Source organism: Enterobacter cloacae complex sp. IR5459 (genome assembly GCF_049238005.1).
Taxonomy (GTDB): Bacteria; Pseudomonadota; Gammaproteobacteria; order Enterobacterales; family Enterobacteriaceae; genus Enterobacter; species Enterobacter hormaechei_C.
On sequence record NZ_JBMKIG010000002.1, the window covers coordinates 173,801 to 195,069 of the forward strand.

Here is a 21,269-nt window from a genome sequence, read left to right on the forward strand (position 1 = left end):
TTTGTAACGCCCGGTGGCGCTTAAGCTTACCGGGCCTACGTTTTTCGTTTTTCACCACGGTATACAGGAATACATCATGCAGTTTGACTGGAGCGCCATCTGGCCTGCCATTCCACTCTTGCTTGAAGGCGCTAAAATGACCCTGTGGATTTCGGTCCTCGGTCTGGTTGGCGGGTTGATTATCGGTCTGGTGGCCGGTTTCGCCCGCACCTATGGTGGCTGGATTGCAAATCACATCGCACTGGTTTTCATCGAAGTGATCCGCGGCACACCCATTGTGGTGCAGGTCATGTTCATCTACTTCGCCCTGCCGATGGCCTTCACCGACCTGCGCATCGACCCGTTCAGCGCCGCCGTTGTCACCATCATGATCAACTCCGGCGCCTACATTGCGGAAATTACCCGCGGTGCGGTGCTGTCGATTCATAAAGGATTCAGTGAAGCTGGCCTGGCGTTAGGTCTTTCCCGTCGCGAAACGATCCGCCACGTTATTCTGCCGCTGGCGCTGCGCCGCATGCTGCCGCCGCTGGGTAACCAGTGGATCATCAGCATCAAAGACACCTCGCTGTTTATTGTTATCGGCGTGGCCGAGCTGACCCGTCAGGGCCAGGAGATCATCGCGGGTAACTTCCGCGCCCTGGAAATCTGGAGTGCGGTCGCCGTTGTCTACCTGATTATCACGCTTGTCCTGAGCTTTGTTCTGCGTCGTCTTGAAAGAAGGATGAAAATCCTGTGATTGAATTTAAAAACGTTTCCAAGCACTTTGGCCCAACCCAGGTGTTGCACAATATCGATTTGAACATCAGGCAGGGCGAAGTGGTGGTGATCATCGGGCCGTCCGGTTCCGGTAAATCCACCCTGCTGCGCTGCATTAACAAGCTTGAGGAGATCACCAGCGGCGATTTGATCGTCGATGGTCTGAAGGTTAACGATCCGAAAGTGGACGAGCGCCTGATCCGCCAGGAAGCGGGCATGGTGTTCCAGCAGTTCTACCTGTTCCCGCACCTCACGGCGCTGGAAAACGTGATGTTTGGTCCTCTGCGCGTGCGCGGGGCCAGCAAAGCGGCAGCGGAAGCGCTGGCAAAAGATCTGCTGGCGAAGGTTGGTCTGGCGGAGCGTGCCCACCACTATCCTTCCGAGCTGTCCGGCGGCCAGCAGCAGCGCGTGGCCATTGCCCGTGCGCTGGCGGTGAAGCCAAAGATGATGCTGTTCGATGAGCCAACGTCGGCTCTCGACCCGGAGCTGCGTCACGAAGTGCTGAAAGTTATGCAGGATCTGGCGGAAGAAGGCATGACGATGGTCATCGTTACCCACGAAATCGGCTTTGCCGAAAAAGTGGCGTCCCGTCTGATCTTCATTGATAAGGGCCGCATCGCGGAAGACGGTAATCCGCAGACGCTGATTGCGAGCCCACCAAGCCAGCGCCTTCAGGAGTTCCTGCAACACGTCTCCTGATAACCACACACAGAGCCGGGCATGCCCGGCTTTTTTATGCCGGATTGTTCCCAAAAACTCCCCTCCGCTCCGCGCGCTCTATACTTATCATTTTGCACGATATTTTTGTCGGAGGACGCCGTGCCGTGGATCCTGTTACTCCTGTTTAGCCTGTTTAGCGCGCCGTCGCTCGCCGTAACCCTTCCCGGCGTCACCACCGGAGCCACCGCCAGCCAGCAAAATGCGCCGCCAGAGCCAGACGCTGAAAAGAAAAAAGCCGCTTACGGCGCGCTTGCCGACGTGCTTGAGAACGACACGTCACGGCAGGAGCTGATCGATCAGCTGAGGAAGGTGGCCGCCACGCCGCCTCAGGATCCGGTTCCAGCTGTTGCGCCGCCGGAAGCCGAAGAAGAAAAAACGGTGCTGGAAAACGTCACCGACATCAGTCGCCGCTACGGGGAAGCCCTGTCGTCGCGTTTTGCCCAGCTCTATCGCAACCTGGTTGGCACCTCACATAAGCCTTTTAATCCTCACACCTTTTCCGCCGCCGCCACCCAGTTTGCTATTCTGGCTGGCGCCGTCTTCATTTTTTACTGGCTGTTGCGCCTGTCTGTCTGGCCGCTTTACCGGAAAATGGGACAGTGGGGACGCAAAAAGAATCAGCATAAAAGCAGCTGGCTGCATCTTCCGGCAATGATTACCGGGGCGTTTGTCATCGATTTGCTGCTGCTGGCCCTGACGCTGTTTGTCGGTCAGCTGCTGGCTGACCGCCTTAATACTGGAAACAAAACCATCGCGTTTCAGCAGGGACTGTTCCTCAATGCGTTTGCCCTGATTGAGTTCTTTAAAGCCCTCCTGCGGTTGATCTTCTGCCCGCGCGTGCCGGACCTTCGCCCCTTCGCCATTTCGGATCAGAGCGCCAAATACTGGGCGGTGCGGCTTAGCGTGCTGAGCGGGTTGATCGGTTATGGCTTGTTGGTTGCCGTGCCGATTATTTCCAACCAGGTTAACGTGCAGTTCGGGGCGCTGGCGAACGTGCTGATCATGCTGTGCATTACCGTCTGGGCGCTGTACCTCATCTTCCACAATAAAAAAGCGATCACCGACAGCCTGCTGCACCTGGCCGATCGCTCCCTCTCCTTTTTCAGCCTCTTTATTCGCGCCTTTGCGCTGGTGTGGCACTGGCTGGCCAGCGCCTATTTTATTGTGCTCTGTTTCTTCTCCCTGTTCGACCCGGGCAATAGCCTGAAATTTATGATGGGGGCGACGTTCAAAAGCCTGGCGATTATCGGCATCGCGGCCTTTGTCTCTGGCCTGCTTTCCCGCTGGCTGTCGAAAACGATCACCCTGTCGCCGCAGGTTCAGCGTAACTACCCGGAACTGCAAAAGCGGGTGAATGGCTGGATGACCGTATCCCTGAAGGTGGCGCGTATTCTGACGGTCTGCGTGGCAATTATGCTGCTGTTGAACGCGTGGGGGCTGTTTGATTTCTGGAACTGGCTGCATAACGGCGCGGGGGAAAAGACCGTTGATATTCTTATTCGTATCGCGCTGATCCTGTTTTTCTCCGCCGTCGGCTGGACGCTGCTGGCAAGCCTTATCGAAAACCGTCTGGTGTCGGATGTCCACGGCAGGCCGCTACCGAGCGCCCGCGCCCGCACGCTGCTAACCCTGTGCCGCAACGCGCTGGCGGTGATCATCAGTACCATCACCATCATGATTGTGCTGTCGGAAATCGGCGTGAATATCGCCCCGCTGCTGGCGGGTGCCGGTGCGCTGGGGCTGGCGATCTCCTTCGGTTCTCAGACGCTGGTGAAGGATATTATCACCGGCATTTTTATCCAGTTTGAGAACGGGATGAATACCGGGGATCTGGTGACCATCGGTCCGCTCACCGGCACGGTCGAGAGGATGTCCATTCGCTCCGTCGGCGTGCGTCAGGATACCGGCGCGTACCACATTATTCCGTGGTCATCGATCACCACCTTTGCCAACTTTGTGCGCGGCATTGGTTCGGTGGTGGCGAATTATGATGTCGATCGTCACGAAGATGCAGATAAGGCGAAGCAGGCGCTGCGGGATGCGGTGAACGAACTGATGGAGATGGAGGATATTCGCGGGCTGGTGATTGGTGAACCATCGTTCGCGGGCATCGTCGGGCTGACGAACACTGCCTTTACCCTGCGCGTGTCGTTCACCACCCAGCCGCTGAAGCAGTGGACGGTGCGCTTCGCCCTCGACAGCATGGTGAAAAAACACTTCGATCTGGCGAACGTGAGAGCGCCGGTGCAGACGTATCAGGTATTGTCGCCGCCCGCTTCGCCGCTCCCTCCGCAGGAGCCGACGCTGTAAACGAGCCGGGTGGCGGCTTCGCCTTACCCGGCCAGAGAAACGATTATTTGCGGCGTTTGTTATCGTCCATAAAGGACCAGGCAATAAAGCGGCTCTGCTTCTGGCCCTGCGCCATCTCTTTTTTAACCACTTTCACCGCGCCGACGTCGGTCAGCGCGCGGTAAAGCGGCGGCAGGTTATCGCCACGGGAGACCAGCGTGGTAAACCATTTCACCTGACGACCGAAGCCCTTACTCTCGGCAATCATGCGCAGAATAAATGCCACTTCCCCGCCCTCGCACCACAGCTCCTGCTGCTGGCCGCCAAAGTTCAGCGCGCCATCTTCAGCCTGGCCCAGGTTACGCCGCTTGCGTTCACTTCCCGCACGAGCGGAGGCGGCGGAGTCGTGGAATGGCGGGTTGCACAGGGTGGCATCATATTGTTCGTTCTTATGAATAATGCCGTTGAAAATAGCAGCGGCATCCTTCTGACGACGCAGACGAACGGCCCGGCTTAACCCCGGGTTAGCGTTGATAATGGCCTGCGCGCTGGCGAAGGCCTCGGCACCGATCTCGCTACCGGTAAACCGCCACTGATATTCATGTGCGCCTATCAGGGGGTAGATCAGGTTCGCGCCCGTACCGATATCAAGCACGGTGGCCTGTTTTGGCACCACGCCGCCATTGTCATCCGCCAGCAGATCGGCAAGATGATGGACGTAATCCGCACGTCCTGGCACCGGTGGGCAGAGAAAGCCATCCGGGATGTCCCAGTGCGTAACGCCATAAAAATGGGCCAGCAGCGCTTTGTTCAGCGTCTTAACCGCCAGCGGATCGGCAAAGTTTACCGACGGTTCACCGGCTGGTGTCTGAACAATAAAATCCTGCAATTCCGGGCAGCTCAGGCACAGGGCTTTCATGTCGTAGCGGCTACGGTGGCGGTTACGCGGGTGCAATCCCGGCTTTTGGGAAGTCATGGCATTCTCCTTTAAACAGCCGCGTAAGATACCCTGTGACGGCGCGGGGGTAAATATCTGTCTGAGACGCACAAAAAAACGACAAAAATCAGCGACCTGTATGTCTATGATCTGTCAACAAATTGTCAGAATTTATCGTTCAAAAAATAAGCAGATCATCATCAAATTTTTGCGCTAAATCACACGCGTCAGGCTTCTAAACTTAAGAGGAATCACCTGTTGTTTCCCCTGAGGATGTGATTATGAAAAAATATCTGACCTTTATTATTGCGGGTGCGCTGGCAGGCGCATCGTTCTCAGCCTGGTCCGTTCAACCTCTGACAGACAGCAACGATACCAGCCAGCTACGTGCGGCGGGGACGGTCTCTGTCAGCCGGGCAAGCAACCTTGATGACCTTCAGGACAAGCTGGCCGAAAAAGCGCGTCAGGAAGGGGCTAAAGGCTTCGTGGTGAACGCTGCCGGTGGCGATAACCATATGTACGGCACCGCGACCATCTATAAATAATCGATTTCCTTCCCACACTGCATCTGCCAGGCAGATGCAGTTCTCATTCCCTTCCTTCGCCTTGACTGTGCGTTTTTTAACCCCATATTAAGATGAATGGCTTAAACAGATCAGGAGAACATGATGGCTTCCGGCTGGGCGAATGACGACGCCGTTAACGAACAGATCAACAGTGCTATTGAAGATGCGGTCGCGCGTGCTCGCGGTGAAATTCCACGCGGCGAAAGTTTGACGGAATGCGAAGAGTGCGGAGATCCGATTCCTGAGGCACGGCGTAAAGCCATTCCTGGCGTACGGCTATGTATTGCCTGTCAGCAGGAGAAAGATTCGAAAAATGCGACACATTCAGGATATAATCGCAGAGGATCGAAAGACAGCCAGTTACGTTGACTTTCCTTTACCGAAGTTAACCGCGCCAGCCGTTTACTTTACGCTCACGACTTTTAGCGAAACGCGTAGCAAATCGTGCCCTTCCGATGGCTTCTGTAAAGCGCATCCACAAGAAGTGTCAATTCCGCTTCTGAATTTATTAATAATCAATAAGTTATTTGTCATTCAATTTTTTTGAGCAACCACGTCAATTCTCTTCGATTTTATCTTCCGCTAAAAACCGTGATACTTATCACATCGACGGAACATCGTCCCTTTAACAGAATAACCTGCGAGAATTGACCTATGAAAACCATCAAATATGCTGTTGCCGCTGTTGCCCTGTCCGCTCTCTCTTTCGGCGCTTTCGCCGTAGAGCCAGTCTCCTCTACTCAGGCACAGGATCTGAACAAAATCGGGGTGGTGAGTGCTGAAGGCGCGACCACGCTGGACGGTCTGGAAGCCAAACTGGCGGAAAAAGCAGCCGCTGCCGGCGCAAGTGGATACACCATCACCTCCACTAACGGTAATAACAAACTGAGCGGTACCGCGGTTATCTACAAGTAATCGAACGAATTATGCTCCACCCTCACCCTACCCTCTGGTGAGATGCTCCAACCCTCATTGACCCTGTTGTTGTTACCCTTGTTTGCCCGTCCGCCACTGGACGGGCTTTTTTTGCTTAAAACGACTGCGCCACGCGCTGCAACCCGGCGTCCACGGACGCCACTTCCCCTGCCGCCAGCAGACAGCAGGCCATTTGCAGCTTGATAGACTGCGGAACCGGCACCTTTCCGGCCAGACACTCTACGATCCAGTGCGCGGTGACTTGCGGATCTTTCGACTCAGGCAGGATCACATCGCTGTTCTCTTCCCCACGTTCCAGCACGACCCACGTCCCGGCAGGCTCAATCAGCATCAGCTGTGGACAACGCTGCGGGTTGGCATAAACCTCCCCTTCCGTCCCGTGCATCAGCAGCGCCCGCCCGCCGATTTCGGCAAAAAATTGTCCGACCCGCGTCACGTACTCCGGATGGGAGACGCTGGAAAGACGTAGCGCGGCGTCTTCGGCAAACGGCGTCGCCAGCTTCGCCAGGGTGTGGGCGCTGTTACGTACTCCCATTCGCCATCGCATGTCCAGCTGCTTTTCCAGCGGCGGGCAGAGCGCGCGCACGGGAATATAGACCGGCTGGTTCCCCTCCAGTTTGGCCTGCGCCTGGCCAGCATGGAGAGTAGGTTCGATGCCTAATAATTCCAGAATGGTTTCTGTCAGCACGCGCGTTGGATCTTCGCTCACGCCATGCACCACCACCGGGAAACCGAGTTTCTGCAACAGAATAGCCAGCAGCGGCGTGAGGTTTGCCTGCTTACGCGCGCCATTGTAGGTCGGGATCACTATCGGCATCGGCTTCGTGACGGGCGGGGTTAAACGCATCGTCTGCGACTGCATGGCCTCATAAAAACCCCGCATCTCCGCCTCACCTTCCCCTTTGATGCGCAACGCAATCAGAATGCCGCCCATTTCCAGCTCCGGCACGTCGCCATTCAGCATATGCGTGTACAACGCACGGGCCGTTTCCTGGTCCAGATCGCGAGCATGGTTTTTCCCACGCCCTACCTCTTTGATAATTTTGCGGTAATCCACGACATTTCTCCTGACAGCATCATCTTGTTAACAATATAGCCCGATGGACACGCACCCGATAGTGTTTTGTGATCATTATCAACCTGCTGTTTTCAGATAAAAAAATAAACTCAAGCATTATTTGCAATATTTGTGATTGGGACAAAAGATTCGTCTCTGTCCTTTTTTTGATTAAATAAACATCGAAAAGTCATTAAAGGTCAACGGTGAAAACGTCCAGGCAACGTTTTTGCCAGAAACATATCGGGATTTACTATGAACAAGGTTGCATTAGGGTTGTTTATCGCCGCAACGGTGGGATGTTCTGCATCTGCATTTGCGGCAACCAACGGTGAAGGGCAGATTAATTTCACCGGAGAAATTATCGATTCTGCTTGCCAGGTCGTGAATGGATTAAGTAATCCATTAGATGTTCAGTTGGGAAAAGTATCTAAAACGGTATTTACCGGTGCAGGCTCTACCAGCACATTAACGAAGTTTGATATTAAGTTAACCAATTGTCCGGAAACCGTAACCTCGGCAGCGATTAACTTCGGTGGTACCCCGGATGCGGATAATAATGCCGCGCTGGCGTTAACGCCCGATACCGATGCGGCTACCGGTGTGGCTATTCAGCTGGTTGACACGTCCGGGCAGCCTGTCAGCCTGTATACCCCTTCGAAGCAATATCCTTTAGCCTCCGGCACGGCGGTTAACGATCTGGAGTTCGGTGCGCGTTATATTCAAACCCAGGCGGCAGTCACCGCGGGCCCTGCTAACTCTGTATCAACCTTCACCGTTATTTATAACTGATCTTATCAATCCTGAGATATTAATGCTTTTGCGAGCATTAATATCTCATCTTTTTATTGAGAAATCTTTATGCGCCACGGTTATTTACTGAGCATTCTTTTACTGGTAGCAGCCTCGGCACAGGCGGGGGTCGTGATTAATGGCACCCGGCTGGTCTATCAGGGAGATAAAAAGGAATCATCTCTCGGTCTTTCAAACCCGGATACCACGGATTATCTGGTGCAGTCCTGGGTCGATTCTGGCGGTAAAAACCAGGCCAAAGCCCCGTTCCTGATCACCCCGCCGCTTTTTCGACTGGATGCGAAAGAGGATAACGTCCTGCGCGTAGTCCGTACGGGAGGAAATTTACCGGAAGACAGGGAATCTCTGTACTGGCTGAATATTAAAGCGATCCCGTCCTCGAAGCATGTCGAAGGGGTAAATACGCTGCAAATTGCCATTAATACCCGCATTAAATTGCTCTATCGCCCGTCAGCGGTAAAAGGCAGACCAGAAGATGTGGCCGATAAACTTGAATGGCATCGCGAAGGGAATGATTTAGTGGTGAATAATCCCACACCTTTCTTTATGAATTTTCAGACCGTCACCCTGAATGGACAGAAAGTCAAAAAAGCAACCTGGGCTGTGCCGAAAACTGAAACGCATTTTGCTTTACCTGGCAACGTCGGAGGTTCTACCGTCGCGTATTCCATTATTACCGATTACGGCAGCATCAGTCAGACATGGTCTAAACCCGTTCATTAATCGTATTACCCGGTAATAAAATCATCATGTACAGCCATAAAAAGCCGTTCACCTGCCGATTTTCGTCATTGCTGATGGCTATTTGTTGCCTGGCAATGGCGATCTTTGCGCAGCAGGTTTTGGCTGATGATTATTTTAACCCTGCCCTGCTGGACATTGATAACCCGCAGCAGGGAAAGACCGATCTGTCTGTCTATGAAAAAGGTCCCGGCCAGGCACCAGGTAAATATCAGGTCGCGATCTTTATCAATAACAATAAAATTGATACCCGCGACGTGACCTTCAACTTAGTTAAAGATCCACAGGGCACCAGCACGCTCCAGCCTTGTTTTACACTGGACGAATTAAAGAGCCTCGGGATCAAAACGCAAAAATATCCGCAGCTGAGAGCAGAAGGTCAGTGCGCCGATCTACACGCCATCCCTTCGGCATCCGCGACCTTTCGCGTGCGCAATCAGCAGCTGCTGCTGAGCATTCCGCAAAAGGCGCTCGGTCAGGTACCTCGCGGTTACATCGACCCGAAAGAGTTTGACGAAGGGATCAACGCGGGCCTGCTTAATTACAGCGTCAACGCCAGCCAGAGCCATGCGCGCCAGCAGGGTGAAGAGAATAGCAGCAGCCAGTACGTTAACCTGCGTCCCGGCTTCAACATCGGGGCATGGCGCGTTCGTAACTACTCCACCTGGAATCGCAGCACCACGGGTCATGAGGAGGAACAGAAATTCACCTCCGTTTATACCTATGCGCAACGCGATATTGTGGCGATGAAAAGTGACGTGACGGTGGGCCAAAGCACCTCACCTTCCGACCTTTTTGACAGCGTCCCCTATACCGGCGTGGAGCTAAAATCCGACAGCGACATGCTGCCGGACAGCGAGAAAGGCTATGCCCCTATTATTCGCGGCAGCGCCCACAGTAACGCGCAGGTGGTGGTACGCCAGAACGGTTACATCATTTATCAGAACACGGTCGCCCCCGGCGCGTTCGAAATTAACGATCTCTACCCCACCGGCAGCAGCGGCGATCTCCAGGTCACCGTGAAAGAGACCGACGGCAGCGAAAGCCATTTCGTCGTGCCGTTTGCCTCCGTGCCGGTATTGCAGCGTGAAAAAAATCTGCGCTACAGCGTGACTGCCGGACGCTACCGTTCTTATGACAACGACGTCGAGAAGACCCCGTTTGCCCAGGGCAGCGCCATCTACGGTTTACCCTACGGTTTCACCGCCTACGGTGGCGTGCAGCAGAGCAGCCATTACCAGTCTCAGGCGGCTGGCGTCGGGAAAAACATGGGCGATTTAGGCGCCTTTTCCATTGACGTGACCCGCGCGAAGGCCCTGTTGAAAAAACAGCAGGCCAGCAAAGGCCAGTCGTGGCGCGTGCGCTATAGCAAAGACATCGCCCGGTCAGGCACCAATTTCTCGCTGGCCGGCTATCGCTATAACAGCAAAGGGTTTTACACCCTGGACGACACCATGGAGTCATATACCCGCTCCGACAACTGGTCTGCACCGCAGCAGCGCCGCGCCCGAACCGAAGCCACCATCGACCAGACGCTGCCGGAAGGCTGGGGATCCGTCACCCTGAGCATGGTGAAAGAGACGTACTGGAGTCAGAGCCAGAACATGACCTCGATGAGCGTCAGCTACAACAATAGCTGGCACGGGGTGAGCTACAGCCTCAGCTACAGCATGAACAAAAACACCCAGGACAGCGATGAAGACGGTAACGAGGTGACAAACGACAACCAGTTCTCGCTGAGCGTCTCGGTGCCGCTGGACCGCTGGATGCATAACACCTGGGCCACCTACAACCTGAACAACACCAAAGACGGCACGACGCAGAACATCGGCCTGAACGGCACGGCGCTGAAAGAGGACAACCTGAACTGGAACATCCAGGAAGGGCTGAGCAGCATCGGCAGCGGTAACTCCACCAGCATCAACGCCGATTACAAAGCGACATATGGCGAAGTGAGCGCAGGCGTCAGTCAGGATAAGTATCAGCAGACCCTGAACGTCGGTTTGCAGGGCGGCGTGGTTGCCCATGCGAACGGAATAACCCTGAGCCAGCCGCTCGGTGACACCATCGCGCTGGTGAAAGCGCCGGGCACGCACGGAACCCATATCACAAACCAGACGGGCGTCGAGACCGATTTCCGCGGCTACACCGTCGTGCCGTTTGTTACCGCGTATCGCCACAACACCATCGCGCTGGATACCGAAACGCTACCGGACAACGCCGACGTCACCCACGCGGCGCAGATCGTGACGCCAACCCGCGGGGCCGTGGTGCGCGCCAGCTTTAACACCCGCGTGGGTAACCGCGTCCTGATGACGCTTACGCAAAAGGGTAAACCGCTGCCCTTCGGCGCAACGGTCACCACCGAGGATAAGGACAGCGAATTTATTGTCGGCAATGACGGCCAGACCTACCTCTCTGGTCTGCCGCAGCAAGGGCATCTCAACGTTTCCTGGGGACAGGGGGCGAACGAGCACTGCGTCGCTGACTATGCGCTAACGGATGAGAAAGAGAAAACCAGCATCATTAACGCTGCCGCGCAGTGTCACTGATCCACCGTTCAGGCTAACGATTATGCAAATGATTAAACAGTGCTTTTTCTTACTGGTTCTGGGAACCGCCGCGTTATTTATGCCGCATGCGAAGGCGACCTGTACTACCCCAGACCTGCCGAAAATGATCAACGTGGCCTCTATCTCCGTTCCCACGACGCTGGCCGTTGGCGAAACGATCCCGGGTACAGAGCAGAGCGTTCATGTTGCCGGGCACTGCGATCAGAGTATCGACAGCGGACTGGAAATTGTCTCGTGTTACTACGGTACCGGAGCGGAAATTCCGGGGCTGAAGGGAGTATACGAATCCGGCGTACCGGGTGTCGGGGTCGCATTGATGAACGATCAGGGTCAGCGAATCAGCGGAGCAGGCGGAGTACAGTGCGATTCACGCGGAACGCCTGTTGGCTATGTTTCTGGCGATGGCACACAGTCGTTTAACTTTGACGTCACGCTTGAACTGGTCAAAACAAGCGACGCCGTGACCTCCGGCACGCTGGTGCAGTCTCAGACCGAATTCGGCATTGGCGTTTTCGGTCACGAAGGGATCGGCAGCCCTAACCATATTGCGTATGCAGGTAACGTCATTTTGCATCAGGTCACCTGCTCTGTTTCGCCAAAAAATCTCACCGTTAATTTGGGTGATTTTCCCGTCAGTGATTTTATGAGCGTGGGTTTTTTATCCAGCCCCGCTCAAACGTTTAATATCACCGTTAACTGTGACACAACCGTTCAGCCTGAGCTAAAAATCACCAGTGCTAACGGCTACGAGACGGCATTCGAGGGGGTGATCAAACTGACGAAGCAGACAGGCATGGCAACGGGCGTCGGGGTGAGAATGCTGTTTGATGACCGCATTGCGACCTTTGATACCTACGTCAACACTCAAAGCCAGGCCGTTGCCAATGAAACGCTGGAGATCCCCTTTCAGGTTCGCTACGAGCAGATCAACGATGTGGTGACGCCCGGCCCCGCCAACACCGTAGCAACCATCACTCTCGCCTATAAGTGACCAACATGAAAAAGACAATCGCGTTTCTGACGATGGGCTTACTGGCCCAGGCCCACGCAGACGATATTCAGATCCAGATGACGGGAAATATTTACGCCAATACCTGCATCATTGACAGCGCCAGCCGCAACCTGACGGTGGACTTAGGCCAGACGGTGTCGGGCAGTTTTAAAGACGTGGGGGATACCGGCGAGTGGAAAGACTTTTCCCTGTCAGTATCGCACTGTCCTGCCACGCTGGCGCTTGCCACGGCCTTTTTCTATGGCCAGGCAGACAGCGTGCATCCGACCAAATTTGCCAATATCGGCAGCGCAAAGGGGCTGGCGCTGGAGCTGGCAGACCGGCAGGACAAAATACTGATTGCCCCGCAGGCCGCCTTTAACGCCGCCATCAATCCGAGCGACCACACGGCAACCTTTCCCCTGTCCGCGCGCTACTACGCCACCTCAATGCCCGTCACTGCCGGGACGTTCAGCAGCGTGATTCAGGTGACATTCACTTACCAGTAGGACCGCGCCTCTTTGCACGGATGCTTTTTGTACACCCGGCAGAGGGTTTTGCCGGGCGTTTTTTTACCTCCGGCACTTCTGGCTGCTCAATCGGGAAGATCGGCAGCGCATTCAGCAGCCGTTGGCCGTAGTTTTTGGTGAGCAGTCGTTTGTCATAAATCACCACCTCGCCCCAGCAGCCGTGGCTACGGATCAAACGCCCGACCTGCTGAATAAGGTTAAACGACGCCGCAGGCAGGCTTTGCACTTCAAACGGATAACGGTTCAGGCTTTTCAGCCATTCGCCTTCGGTGATCACCACCGGGCTGTCGATGGGCGGGAAGGCAATTTTATGGATATGCACCTGCGTCAGGTAGTCACCTTTCAAATCAAGCCCTTCCGCAAAGGACTGTAACCCCACCAGTACGCTGCGCTCGCCGTTATCAATGCGTTTACGGTGGGTTTCCACCAGCCGATAGCGCGGCTGATCGCCCTGCACCAGCAGGAGCAAGCGCAGATCGGTGACGTGCTCCAGGAAGCGTTGCATAGCGCGGCCGCTGGCAAACAGCACCAGCATACCGGGGTATTTTTTACTCTCAACCTGCTCGCGGAAGTAGGCCGCCATTTCCGCAATATGCTGCTCTACGTTATCGATAAGCGGCTCATAGTTCATGCGCGGGATCACCAGCTTGCCCTGCTCACAGTGGTTGAACGGCGAGTCCAGGGCCACAAAACGGTCCCCCGCTTTCTCTTTCAGGCCGCTCATTTCCTGCAACCTTGAGAAGCTGTTCAGTGAACGCAGGGTCGCCGATGTCACTACCACGTGCGGCACGCTGCGCCAGATCAGCTTTTCCAGCTGATCGGCCACGCGGATGCCCACGCAGTGGAAGAAAAGATGTACCTGCCCGTCTCGCACTTCGCGGGTGGCCCACTTTGTCACCGGCGCGCCGGACGCCTGCGCCATTGAGGCCAGCCGCCAGAGTTTGCTCTGCGCCTCAAACATGCCCAGCGCGCGGTTCATTTGCAGCAGAATGCGGTGCAAACGCACCACGTCATGGGTACCGGTTTTCTCGCTGAGATCATTTAAGAACATCTCCGCCAGCCCGCGCAGCTTTTCAAGGTGCTTCGCCAGCTGCTGACAAATTTCCATCACTTCCTGCGGCAACTCCCCCATCGCAAAGCGGTGTTCCGCCTCCTGGGTGGCGGGGAGATACAGGTTAAGAATGTTATTCAGCGAGGCGATGAGGCCGTACACCTCTTCACAGTGCTCGCTCAACCGCTCCGGAACCGCCAGCGGCGGCGTGGTTTTCGGGCGGAACTGCTCCATGCAGGTTGCCACCAGCTTACAGAACAGATCCAGTTGCAGGCGAAACCACGGGGCGGTAATTTCCGCGCTCATCTCCAGCGCATCCCGCGCCACGTCGGGCAGATGATGACCTTCATCGAGCACCAGCAGCAGGTTTTTGGGCTCCGGCAGGACCGCTTCACTCTCCAGTGCGGCCATCACCAGCGCATGGTTGGCGACAACCACCTCCGCTTCCTGAATCTCACGCCGGGCAACAAAGAAAGGGCATTCGCGGTAGTAGTGACAGTTGCGGTTCAGGCAGCTCGCTTTATCGGTGCTGAGCCTGCGCCACAGGTCGTCGCCGATCGCCTGGCTGGTGTGATCCCGCAGGCCGTCCCACCTGTAGCTGTCGAGATCGGCCTTCAGCTTTGCGCACTGCTCCTGCTCCGCCTTGTTGTTTGGCGTCAGCTCGTCATCAAGAAACGCGAGCAGATCCTGCTGGGCGGGTTCACTGCTGGCCAGCGCCGCCAGATTTCGCGGGCAGACGTAGCGCCCGCGACCAAAGGCGGCGGTGAAGCGTAAATCGGGGATAATTTTGCGCAGCAGCGGCAAATCTTTGCTGAAGATCTGATCCTGCAAGGCCACGTTGGCGGTGCTGACCACCAGCGTTTTGTCCTCCTCCCGCGCGATGGCGATGCCGGGAATGAGATACGACAGGGTTTTCCCGACGCCGGTCGGGGCTTCAATCGCCAGATGTCGCCCGTCGTCCCCGGCGAGCGTTTTTGCCACGTCGGCAATCATCTGCCGCTGCGGCGCTCGGGGGATAAAATCGGGGATCTGCTGCTGTAGCGCCTTATACCAGGCGCCTATTTGCGCTTTCAGCGCAGCGGTTAAAGCCATCGGAAAACCTGAAATACTGTATAAACAGCCACTATTGTGGCACTTTCTCTCCGCTGCCGCAAAAAGAAAAGCCCGGCTTTACGACCGGGCTTCCAGATTACTGCGGGTTAGCAGGTTTACGCGGGCGGCGTCGGCGCTGCCCCTCGCCTGCCGGTTTCCCTTCGCCGCTACGCCACGGGTTTTCACCGGCTGGTTTGCTGTCGTTATTACGACGCGGCGGTTTGCCCGAAGATTTCGGCGCGCCACCTTCTGAACGACGCGGCTGCTGACCGCGACCACCGCCGCCCTGACCGCGTCCGCCACCCTGACGACCGTTCTGAATTGGCTCGGCTTTGATCGACGGGTCCACTTCATAGCCCGGGGTTTCAATGCGCGGGATCTCTTTCTTCAGCAGGCGTTCAATGTCGCGTAGAAGCTTGTGTTCATCCACGCAAACCAGAGAGAGCGCTTCCCCGGTTGCCGCCGCACGGCCGGTACGGCCGATACGGTGAACGTAATCTTCCGGCACGTTTGGCAGCTCGTAGTTCACCACGTGCGGCAGCTCTTCGATATCCAGACCGCGTGCGGCGATGTCGGTCGCCACCAGCACGCGAATGTCGCCAGATTTAAAGTCCGCCAGCGCGCGGGTACGCGCGCCCTGGCTCTTGTTGCCGTGGATCGCCGCGCTGCGGATGCCGTCTTTATTCAGCTGTTCCGCCAGGTGGTTGGCGCCGTGCTTGGTGCGGGTAAAGACCAGCACCTGCTGCCAGTTGCCCTGACCGATCATCTGAGAGAGCAGTTCCCGCTTGCGCTTCTTATCCACAAAGTGAACGTGCTGCGTCACCTGCTCGGAGGCGGTGTTGCGGCGCGCGACTTCCACTTCCAGCGGGTTATGCAGCAGCTTTTCCGCCAGCGCCTTGATCTCGTCGGAGAAGGTCGCGGAGAAGAGCAGGTTCTGACGACGCGTCGGCAGCTTCGCCAGCACGCGACGAATGTCGTGGATGAAGCCCATGTCCAGCATACGGTCGGCTTCGTCCAGCACCAGGATTTCGATGTTATCGAGCTTCACCGCGTTCTGGTGTTCCAGATCCAGCAGACGTCCCGGTGTTGCCACCAGCACGTCCACGCCGCCGCGCAGCTTCATCATCTGCGGGTTAATGCTTACCCCGCCGAAAACTACCAGCGAACGAATGTTGAGGTAGCGGCTGTATTCACGCACGTTCTCGCCAATCTGGGCCGCCAGCTCGCGGGTTGGGGTGAGGATCAGCGCACGCACCGGACGACGGCCTTTGGCGTGCGGCTGGTTTTTTACCAACAGCTCCAGCAGCGGCAGGGTAAAGCCCGCGGTCTTACCGGTACCGGTCTGCGCGCTTGCCATCAGGTCACGGCCCTGCAAAACGGCCGGTATGGCCTGCTGCTGGATAGGGGTTGGCTCAACGTAGCCCTGCTCTGCGATGGCGCGCAGAATTTCCGGGTTCAGACCAAGGGAATCAAAAGACATAAAAACTCCGAACCGCCCCGACCATCACAGGTGTAGTTTTCAGGGAGATATAACGAATAGAAGGACAAAAACTACAATGTCGCGAAGGTGCGGAGTGTAGCAGCTTTTGTGACGTGGCGCATAAAATATCCCCGGCGATGACTCGACGTTTGCGCAAATCAGGCATAATCTTAATCAATCGATTGATTAATTTTTAATGCTGCTATGAATACAACCCCAACGACAACCAAAGGCGAACAGGCGAAAAGTCAGCTTATCGCCGCCGCGCTGGCGCAGTTTGGCGAGTATGGTCTGCATGCCACCACGCGGGATATCGCCGCTCAGGCCGGGCAGAATATTGCGGCCATCACCTACTATTTTGGCTCAAAAGAGGATTTATACCTCGCCTGCGCCCAGTGGATCGCGGATTTTATCGGCACCAGCTTTCGCCCGCACGTGGAAGAAGCCACCGCGCTGTTCAGCCAGCCAGAGCCTGACCGGGCTGCCATCCGCCAGCTGATCCTTAACGCCTGTCACAACATGATCCGCCTGCTGACGCACGACGATACGCTGAACCTGAGCAAATTTATCTCCCGCGAGCAGCTCTCCCCCACTGCCGCGTACCAGCTGGTGCACGATCAGGTGATCGCCCCGATGCACAGCCATCTGACCCGGCTGATCGCCGCCTATACCGGACGGGACGCCAGCGATACCGACACCATTTTGCATACCCACGCCCTGCTGGGCGAAGTGCTCGCCTTCCGTCTGGGGCGTGAGACCATCCTGTTACGTACGGGCTGGACACAATTCGATGAGGATAAAGCCGCGCAAATTAGCCAGGTCATTACCTGTCACGTTGATCTGATCCTGCAAGGCTTAACGCAAAGGAGCCAGAAGTCATGAAAAAACCTGTCGCCATCATTCTGGTGGTTGTTGTCTTGCTTGCCGCGGGAACAGGCGGCTGGCTGTGGTATCAGAGCCAGCAGGATCGTGGCCTGACGCTGTATGGCAACGTGGATATCCGCACCGTGAACATGAGCTTCCGCGTTGGCGGACGGCTGGCCTCGCTGAACGTTGACGAAGGCGATGCCATCAAAGCCGGGCAGACGCTGGGGATGCTGGACAAAGCCCCGTTTGAGAACGCGCTGATGCAGGCAAAAGCAGGCGTCTCCGTCGCACAGGCGCAATACGACCTGATGCTGGCGGGCTATCGCGACGAAGAGATCTCCCAGGCGGCCGCTGCCGTTAAGCAGGCAAAAGCCGCCTATGACTATGCGCAGAATTTCTATAACCGTCAGCAAGGCTTATGGAAAAGCCGTACTATTTCCGCCAACGACCTGGAAAATGCGCGCTCATCCCGCGACCAGGCACAGGCGACGCTGAAATCTGCCCAGGATAAGCTAAGCCAGTACCGCACCGGTAACCGTGCGCAGGACATTGCCCAGGCGAAGGCCAGCCTTGAGCAGGCGCAGGCGCAGTTAGCCCAGGCGGAGCTGGATCTGCACGACACCACGTTAATCGCCCCGTCTGACGGCACGCTGATGACCCGCGCCGTGGAGCCGGGCAGCATGCTCAGCGCGGGCAGCACCGTGTTAACGCTCTCCTTAACCCGTCCGGTGTGGGTGCGCGCTTACATTGATGAGCCGAATCTTGGCCAGATGCAGCCGGGCCGCGAACTGCTGCTCTATACCGACGGTCGCCCGGACAAGCCTTATCACGGCAAAGTGGGCTTCGTCTCCCCTACCGCCGAGTTCACGCCAAAAACCGTTGAAACCCCGGACCTGCGTACCGACCTGGTGTATCGCCTGCGCATCATCGTCACCGATGCGGACGACGCGCTGCGTCAGGGCATGCCTGTTACCGTGACCTTAAACGACGGGGAACGACATGAATGACGCGGTTATCCAGCTCAACAATCTGGTCAAACGCTTTCCGGGAATGGCTAAACCGGCGGTCGCACCGCTGAATTGTACGATTCAGAAAGGCTATGTGACCGGGCTGGTGGGGCCGGACGGCGCGGGTAAAACCACGCTGATGCGGATGCTGGCGGGATTGCTGAAGCCGGATGAAGGCAGTGCCAGCGTGCTTGGCCTCGATCCGATCAAAGACGACGCGGCGCTCCACGGCATACTCGGCTATATGCCGCAGAAGTTTGGTCTGTACGAAGATCTGACGGTAATGGAAAACCTCAACCTGTACGCCGACCTGCGCAGCGTCACCGGCGAAACCCGGGAGAAAACCTTCGCCCGCCTCCTGGAATTTACCTCGCTCGGCCCGTTCACCGACCGGCTGGCGGGCAAGCTCTCCGGCGGGATGAAGCAGAAACTGGGGCTGGCCTGCACGCTGGTGGGCGAACCGAAGGAGCTGTTGCTGGATGAACCCGGCGTCGGCGTGGACCCGATTTCCCGCCGTGAACTGTGGCAGATGGTGCACGAGCTGGCGGGTGACGGCATGCTGATCCTCTGGAGTACCTCATACCTTGATGAAGCAGAACAGTGCCGCGACGTGCTGCTGATGAATGAAGGCGAACTGCTCTATCAGGGCGAACCCACCGAGCTGACGCAAACCATGGCCGGGCGAAGTTTTCTGCTGCACAGCGCGCAGGAATCCAACCGCACGCTGCTGCAACGGGTGCTGAAGCTGCCCCAGGTGAGCGACGGGATGATTCAGGGCCGTTCGGTGCGCGTGATCCTCAAAAAAGAGGCCACCGCCGACGATATCCGGCGTGCGCAGGGGATGCCTGAGATCGACATGACAGAGACCTCGCCGCGCTTTGAAGATGCGTTTATTGATCTGCTGGGCGGGGCGGGAACCTCAGAATCACCGCTTGGCGCCATTCTGCACACGGTGGAAGGTACGCCGGGCGAAACGGTCATTGAAGCGAAATCGCTCACCAAAAAATTCGGCGATTTCGCCGCCACCGATAACGTCAATTTTGCCGTGAAGCGCGGCGAGATATTTGGCCTGCTCGGGCCGAACGGCGCAGGAAAATCCACCACCTTTAAAATGATGTGCGGTCTGCTGGTACCGACGTCCGGCAAAGCGCTGGTGCTGAACATGGATCTCAAAGTCAGCTCCGGCAAGGCGCGCCAGCACCTGGGCTATATGGCGCAGAAGTTTTCGCTCTACGGCAACCTGACGGTGGAGCAAAATCTGCGATTTTTCTCCGGCGTCTATGGCCTGCGGGGACGGGCGCAGAACCAGAAGATCGGCCGCATGTGCGACGCCTTCGGCCTGACCGATATCGCCTCGCAGGCGACCGACGCGCTGCCGCTTGGCTTCAAACAGCGGCTGGCGCTGGCCTGCTCGTTGATGCACGAGCCGGATATCCTGTTTCTTGATGAACCTACGTCAGGCGTGGATCCCCTCACCCGCCGTGAATTCTGGTTGCATATCAATAGCATGGTGGAAAAAGGCGTGACCGTGATGGTCACCACCCACTTTATGGACGAGGCGGAGTATTGCGACCGTATCGGGCTGGTCTATCGCGGCAAGCTGATTGCCCACGGCACGCCGGATGACCTGAAAGCGCAGGCCGCCGACGACTCGCAGCCAGACCCGACCATGGAGCAGGCGTTTATCACCCTCATCCACGACTGGGATAAGGAGAATACTCATGCGCAGTAACGCCCTCTCCTGGCGCCGGGTGCGCGCCCTGTGCGTTAAAGAGACGCGGCAGATCGTGCGCGATCCCAGCAGCTGGCTGATTGCGGTGGTGATCCCCCTGCTGCTGCTGTTTATTTTCGGCTACGGGATTAACCTCGACTCCAGCAAGCTGCGGGTCGGGATTTTGCTGGAGCAGCAGAGCGAAGAGGCGCTGGACTTCACCCACGCCATGACCGGCTCGCCCTACATCGATGCCACCATCAGCGACAATCGGCAGGAACTGATCCAGAAAATGCAGGCCGGGAAGATTCGCGGTCTGATCGTCATTCCGGTGGATTTTGCCGCCAACATGGCGCGGGCGAATACCGATGCGCCGATCCAGGTCATCACCGACGGCAGCGAGCCAAACACCGCGAACTTTGTGCAGGGCTACGCGGAGGGGATCTGGCAGCTGTGGCAGATGCAGCGCGCCGAGGACCGGGGGGAGGAGTTTGAACCTCTGATTGACGTGCAGACGCGCTACTGGTTTAACCCCGCCGCCATCAGCCAGCACTTTATTATTCCGGGCGCGGTAACGATTATTATGACGGTGATCGGCGCGATTCTGACCTCGCTGGTCATCGCCCGCGAATGGGAGCGCGGCACCATGGAGGCGCTGCTCTCGACCGAAGTGACGCGCGTCGAGCTGCTGCTGTGCAAGCTTATTCCCTACTACTTCCTCGGCATGCTGGCGATGCTGCTCTGCATGCTGGTGTCCGTCTTTATCCTCGGCGTGCCGTACCGCGGCTCGCTGGTGGTGCTGTTCTTTATCACAAGCCTGTTTTTACTCAGCACGCTGGGGATGGGGCTGCTCATCTCCACCATCACCCGCAACCAGTTTAACGCCGCGCAGGTGGCGCTGAACGCCGCTTTCCTGCCGTCAATAATGCTCTCAGGGTTTATCTTCCAGATAGACAGCATGCCTGCCGTCATCCGCGCCGTGACCTACGTGATTCCGGCGCGCTACTTCGTGAGCACGCTGCAAAGCCTGTTCCTGGCGGGGAATATTCCGGTAGTGCTGATTATCAACACGCTGTTTTTAATGGCGTCGGCGGTGATGTTTATCGGGTTGACGTGGATGAAAACCAAACGGCGGTTAGATTAAGGAGCGCG

At 56.7% G+C, this 21,269-nt stretch carries 19 protein-coding genes; 15 read left to right on the top strand and 4 right to left on the bottom strand.

Annotation, left to right across the window (positions count from 1 at the left end; translation table 11 throughout):
- The first annotated feature begins 76 nt into the window (after positions 1 to 76).
- The 3 genes from glnP (at position 77) to ybiO (ending at position 3,786) form a co-directional block, all read left to right on the top strand.
- Positions 77 to 736 (top strand): glutamine ABC transporter permease GlnP, encoded by a 660-nt coding sequence (glnP, locus tag ACOTX4_RS04250; protein ID WP_003858462.1) that lies wholly within the window; start codon positions 77 to 79, stop codon positions 734 to 736.
- Positions 733 to 1,455 (top strand): glutamine ABC transporter ATP-binding protein GlnQ, encoded by a 723-nt coding sequence (glnQ, locus tag ACOTX4_RS04255; RefSeq protein WP_045331572.1) that lies wholly within the window; start codon positions 733 to 735, stop codon positions 1,453 to 1,455. The genes glnP and glnQ overlap by 4 nt, the downstream gene beginning before the upstream one ends.
- Positions 1,456 to 1,575: 120 nt before the next feature.
- On the top strand, positions 1,576 to 3,786 hold the full coding sequence (gene ybiO / locus ACOTX4_RS04260) for a mechanosensitive channel protein (RefSeq protein ID WP_045331575.1): 2,211 nt from the start codon (positions 1,576 to 1,578) through the stop codon (positions 3,784 to 3,786).
- Positions 3,787 to 3,829: 43 nt separating this feature from the next.
- Here ybiO and rlmF read toward each other — a convergent pair whose 3' ends face one another.
- Positions 3,830 to 4,741, bottom strand: a complete 912-nt coding sequence (gene rlmF / locus ACOTX4_RS04265; RefSeq protein WP_023315680.1) for a 23S rRNA (adenine(1618)-N(6))-methyltransferase RlmF — start codon at positions 4,739 to 4,741, stop codon at positions 3,830 to 3,832.
- A 242-nt stretch (positions 4,742 to 4,983) separates the two neighbouring features.
- On the opposite strand from rlmF, the gene mcbA reads away from it, so the two are divergent.
- The 3 genes from mcbA (at position 4,984) to ybiJ (ending at position 6,183) form a co-directional block, all read left to right on the top strand.
- On the top strand, positions 4,984 to 5,247 hold the full coding sequence (mcbA, locus tag ACOTX4_RS04270; protein WP_003858470.1) for a DUF1471 family periplasmic protein McbA: 264 nt from the start codon (positions 4,984 to 4,986) through the stop codon (positions 5,245 to 5,247).
- A 123-nt stretch (positions 5,248 to 5,370) separates the two neighbouring features.
- Positions 5,371 to 5,637 (top strand): DksA/TraR family C4-type zinc finger protein, encoded by a 267-nt coding sequence (locus ACOTX4_RS04275; RefSeq protein ID WP_045331580.1) that lies wholly within the window; start codon positions 5,371 to 5,373, stop codon positions 5,635 to 5,637.
- A 285-nt stretch (positions 5,638 to 5,922) separates the two neighbouring features.
- On the top strand, positions 5,923 to 6,183 hold the full coding sequence (gene ybiJ, locus ACOTX4_RS04280) for a DUF1471 family protein YbiJ (RefSeq protein ID WP_003858474.1): 261 nt from the start codon (positions 5,923 to 5,925) through the stop codon (positions 6,181 to 6,183).
- A gap of 115 nt (positions 6,184 to 6,298) precedes the next feature.
- Here ybiJ and ybiB read toward each other — a convergent pair whose 3' ends face one another.
- The gene (gene ybiB / locus ACOTX4_RS04285; protein WP_063937993.1) at positions 6,299 to 7,261 is read right to left on the bottom strand and encodes a DNA-binding protein YbiB; all 963 of its coding nucleotides are present in this window, start codon (positions 7,259 to 7,261) and stop codon (positions 6,299 to 6,301) included.
- A gap of 255 nt (positions 7,262 to 7,516) precedes the next feature.
- Between ybiB and ACOTX4_RS04290 the strand changes: the two genes are divergently transcribed.
- The 5 genes from ACOTX4_RS04290 (at position 7,517) to ACOTX4_RS04310 (ending at position 12,888) form a co-directional block, all read left to right on the top strand.
- The gene (locus tag ACOTX4_RS04290; RefSeq protein WP_003858476.1) at positions 7,517 to 8,053 is read left to right on the top strand and encodes a fimbrial protein; all 537 of its coding nucleotides are present in this window, start codon (positions 7,517 to 7,519) and stop codon (positions 8,051 to 8,053) included.
- Positions 8,054 to 8,122: 69 nt separating this feature from the next.
- Positions 8,123 to 8,797 carry a fimbrial biogenesis chaperone gene (locus ACOTX4_RS04295; protein WP_023324355.1) on the top strand — a complete coding sequence of 225 codons (675 nt, stop codon included), beginning with the start codon at positions 8,123 to 8,125 and terminating at the stop codon, positions 8,795 to 8,797.
- Between the two features lie 26 nt (positions 8,798 to 8,823).
- Complete coding sequence (locus ACOTX4_RS04300) at positions 8,824 to 11,367, top strand: fimbria/pilus outer membrane usher protein (RefSeq protein WP_074167785.1); 2,544 nt, start codon at positions 8,824 to 8,826, stop codon at positions 11,365 to 11,367.
- Between the two features lie 22 nt (positions 11,368 to 11,389).
- On the top strand, positions 11,390 to 12,379 hold the full coding sequence (locus ACOTX4_RS04305) for a fimbrial protein (RefSeq protein ID WP_045897306.1): 990 nt from the start codon (positions 11,390 to 11,392) through the stop codon (positions 12,377 to 12,379).
- Positions 12,380 to 12,384: 5 nt separating this feature from the next.
- Positions 12,385 to 12,888, top strand: coding sequence for a fimbrial protein (locus ACOTX4_RS04310; protein WP_003858483.1), 504 nt, complete (start codon positions 12,385 to 12,387; stop codon positions 12,886 to 12,888).
- Here the strand turns inward: ACOTX4_RS04310 and dinG are convergent.
- Together dinG and rhlE are read right to left on the bottom strand one after the other, a co-directional pair.
- The gene (gene dinG, locus ACOTX4_RS04315; protein WP_063937997.1) at positions 12,875 to 15,052 is read right to left on the bottom strand and encodes an ATP-dependent DNA helicase DinG; all 2,178 of its coding nucleotides are present in this window, start codon (positions 15,050 to 15,052) and stop codon (positions 12,875 to 12,877) included. The genes ACOTX4_RS04310 and dinG overlap by 14 nt on opposite strands.
- A gap of 97 nt (positions 15,053 to 15,149) precedes the next feature.
- Positions 15,150 to 16,532 (bottom strand): ATP-dependent RNA helicase RhlE, encoded by a 1,383-nt coding sequence (gene rhlE / locus ACOTX4_RS04320; RefSeq protein ID WP_003858487.1) that lies wholly within the window; start codon positions 16,530 to 16,532, stop codon positions 15,150 to 15,152.
- Between the two features lie 204 nt (positions 16,533 to 16,736).
- Between rhlE and cecR the strand changes: the two genes are divergently transcribed.
- Genes cecR through ACOTX4_RS04340 form a run of 4 tightly spaced genes read left to right on the top strand, consistent with a single transcriptional unit; the run spans position 16,737 to position 21,261 of the window.
- Positions 16,737 to 17,414: a transcriptional regulator CecR gene (gene cecR, locus ACOTX4_RS04325; RefSeq protein ID WP_003858489.1), complete on the top strand. Its 678-nt coding sequence runs from the start codon at positions 16,737 to 16,739 to the stop codon at positions 17,412 to 17,414.
- Entirely contained in the window at positions 17,411 to 18,406 is a 996-nt protein-coding gene (hlyD, locus tag ACOTX4_RS04330; RefSeq protein ID WP_023315672.1) for a secretion protein HlyD, read from the top strand. The genes cecR and hlyD overlap by 4 nt, the downstream gene beginning before the upstream one ends.
- On the top strand, positions 18,399 to 20,138 hold the full coding sequence (locus ACOTX4_RS04335) for an ATP-binding cassette domain-containing protein (protein WP_421635356.1): 1,740 nt from the start codon (positions 18,399 to 18,401) through the stop codon (positions 20,136 to 20,138). The genes hlyD and ACOTX4_RS04335 overlap by 8 nt, the downstream gene beginning before the upstream one ends.
- The gene (locus tag ACOTX4_RS04340) at positions 20,128 to 21,261 is read left to right on the top strand and encodes an ABC transporter permease (protein ID WP_045331596.1); all 1,134 of its coding nucleotides are present in this window, start codon (positions 20,128 to 20,130) and stop codon (positions 21,259 to 21,261) included. The genes ACOTX4_RS04335 and ACOTX4_RS04340 overlap by 11 nt, the downstream gene beginning before the upstream one ends.
- Positions 21,262 to 21,269: the final 8 nt, after the last annotated feature.

Excerpts from the sequence above, each read along its gene's own strand:
- glnP (WP_003858462.1), top strand. The coding sequence starts at position 77 with ATGCAGTTTGACTGGAGCGCCATCTGGCCTGCCATTCCACTCTTGCTT.
- rlmF (WP_023315680.1), bottom strand. The coding sequence starts at position 4,741 with ATGACTTCCCAAAAGCCGGGATTGCACCCGCGTAACCGCCACCGTAGC.
- mcbA (WP_003858470.1), top strand. The coding sequence starts at position 4,984 with ATGAAAAAATATCTGACCTTTATTATTGCGGGTGCGCTGGCAGGCGCA.
- ACOTX4_RS04275 (WP_045331580.1), top strand. The coding sequence starts at position 5,371 with ATGGCTTCCGGCTGGGCGAATGACGACGCCGTTAACGAACAGATCAAC.
- ybiJ (WP_003858474.1), top strand. The coding sequence starts at position 5,923 with ATGAAAACCATCAAATATGCTGTTGCCGCTGTTGCCCTGTCCGCTCTC.
- ACOTX4_RS04290 (WP_003858476.1), top strand. The coding sequence starts at position 7,517 with ATGAACAAGGTTGCATTAGGGTTGTTTATCGCCGCAACGGTGGGATGT.
- ACOTX4_RS04295 (WP_023324355.1), top strand. The coding sequence starts at position 8,123 with ATGCGCCACGGTTATTTACTGAGCATTCTTTTACTGGTAGCAGCCTCG.
- ACOTX4_RS04300 (WP_074167785.1), top strand. The coding sequence starts at position 8,824 with ATGTACAGCCATAAAAAGCCGTTCACCTGCCGATTTTCGTCATTGCTG.
- ACOTX4_RS04305 (WP_045897306.1), top strand. The coding sequence starts at position 11,390 with ATGCAAATGATTAAACAGTGCTTTTTCTTACTGGTTCTGGGAACCGCC.
- ACOTX4_RS04310 (WP_003858483.1), top strand. The coding sequence starts at position 12,385 with ATGAAAAAGACAATCGCGTTTCTGACGATGGGCTTACTGGCCCAGGCC.
- dinG (WP_063937997.1), bottom strand. The coding sequence starts at position 15,052 with ATGGCTTTAACCGCTGCGCTGAAAGCGCAAATAGGCGCCTGGTATAAG.
- rhlE (WP_003858487.1), bottom strand. The coding sequence starts at position 16,532 with ATGTCTTTTGATTCCCTTGGTCTGAACCCGGAAATTCTGCGCGCCATC.
- cecR (WP_003858489.1), top strand. The coding sequence starts at position 16,737 with ATGAATACAACCCCAACGACAACCAAAGGCGAACAGGCGAAAAGTCAG.
- hlyD (WP_023315672.1), top strand. The coding sequence starts at position 17,411 with ATGAAAAAACCTGTCGCCATCATTCTGGTGGTTGTTGTCTTGCTTGCC.
- ACOTX4_RS04335 (WP_421635356.1), top strand. The coding sequence starts at position 18,399 with ATGAATGACGCGGTTATCCAGCTCAACAATCTGGTCAAACGCTTTCCG.
- ACOTX4_RS04340 (WP_045331596.1), top strand. The coding sequence starts at position 20,128 with ATGCGCAGTAACGCCCTCTCCTGGCGCCGGGTGCGCGCCCTGTGCGTT.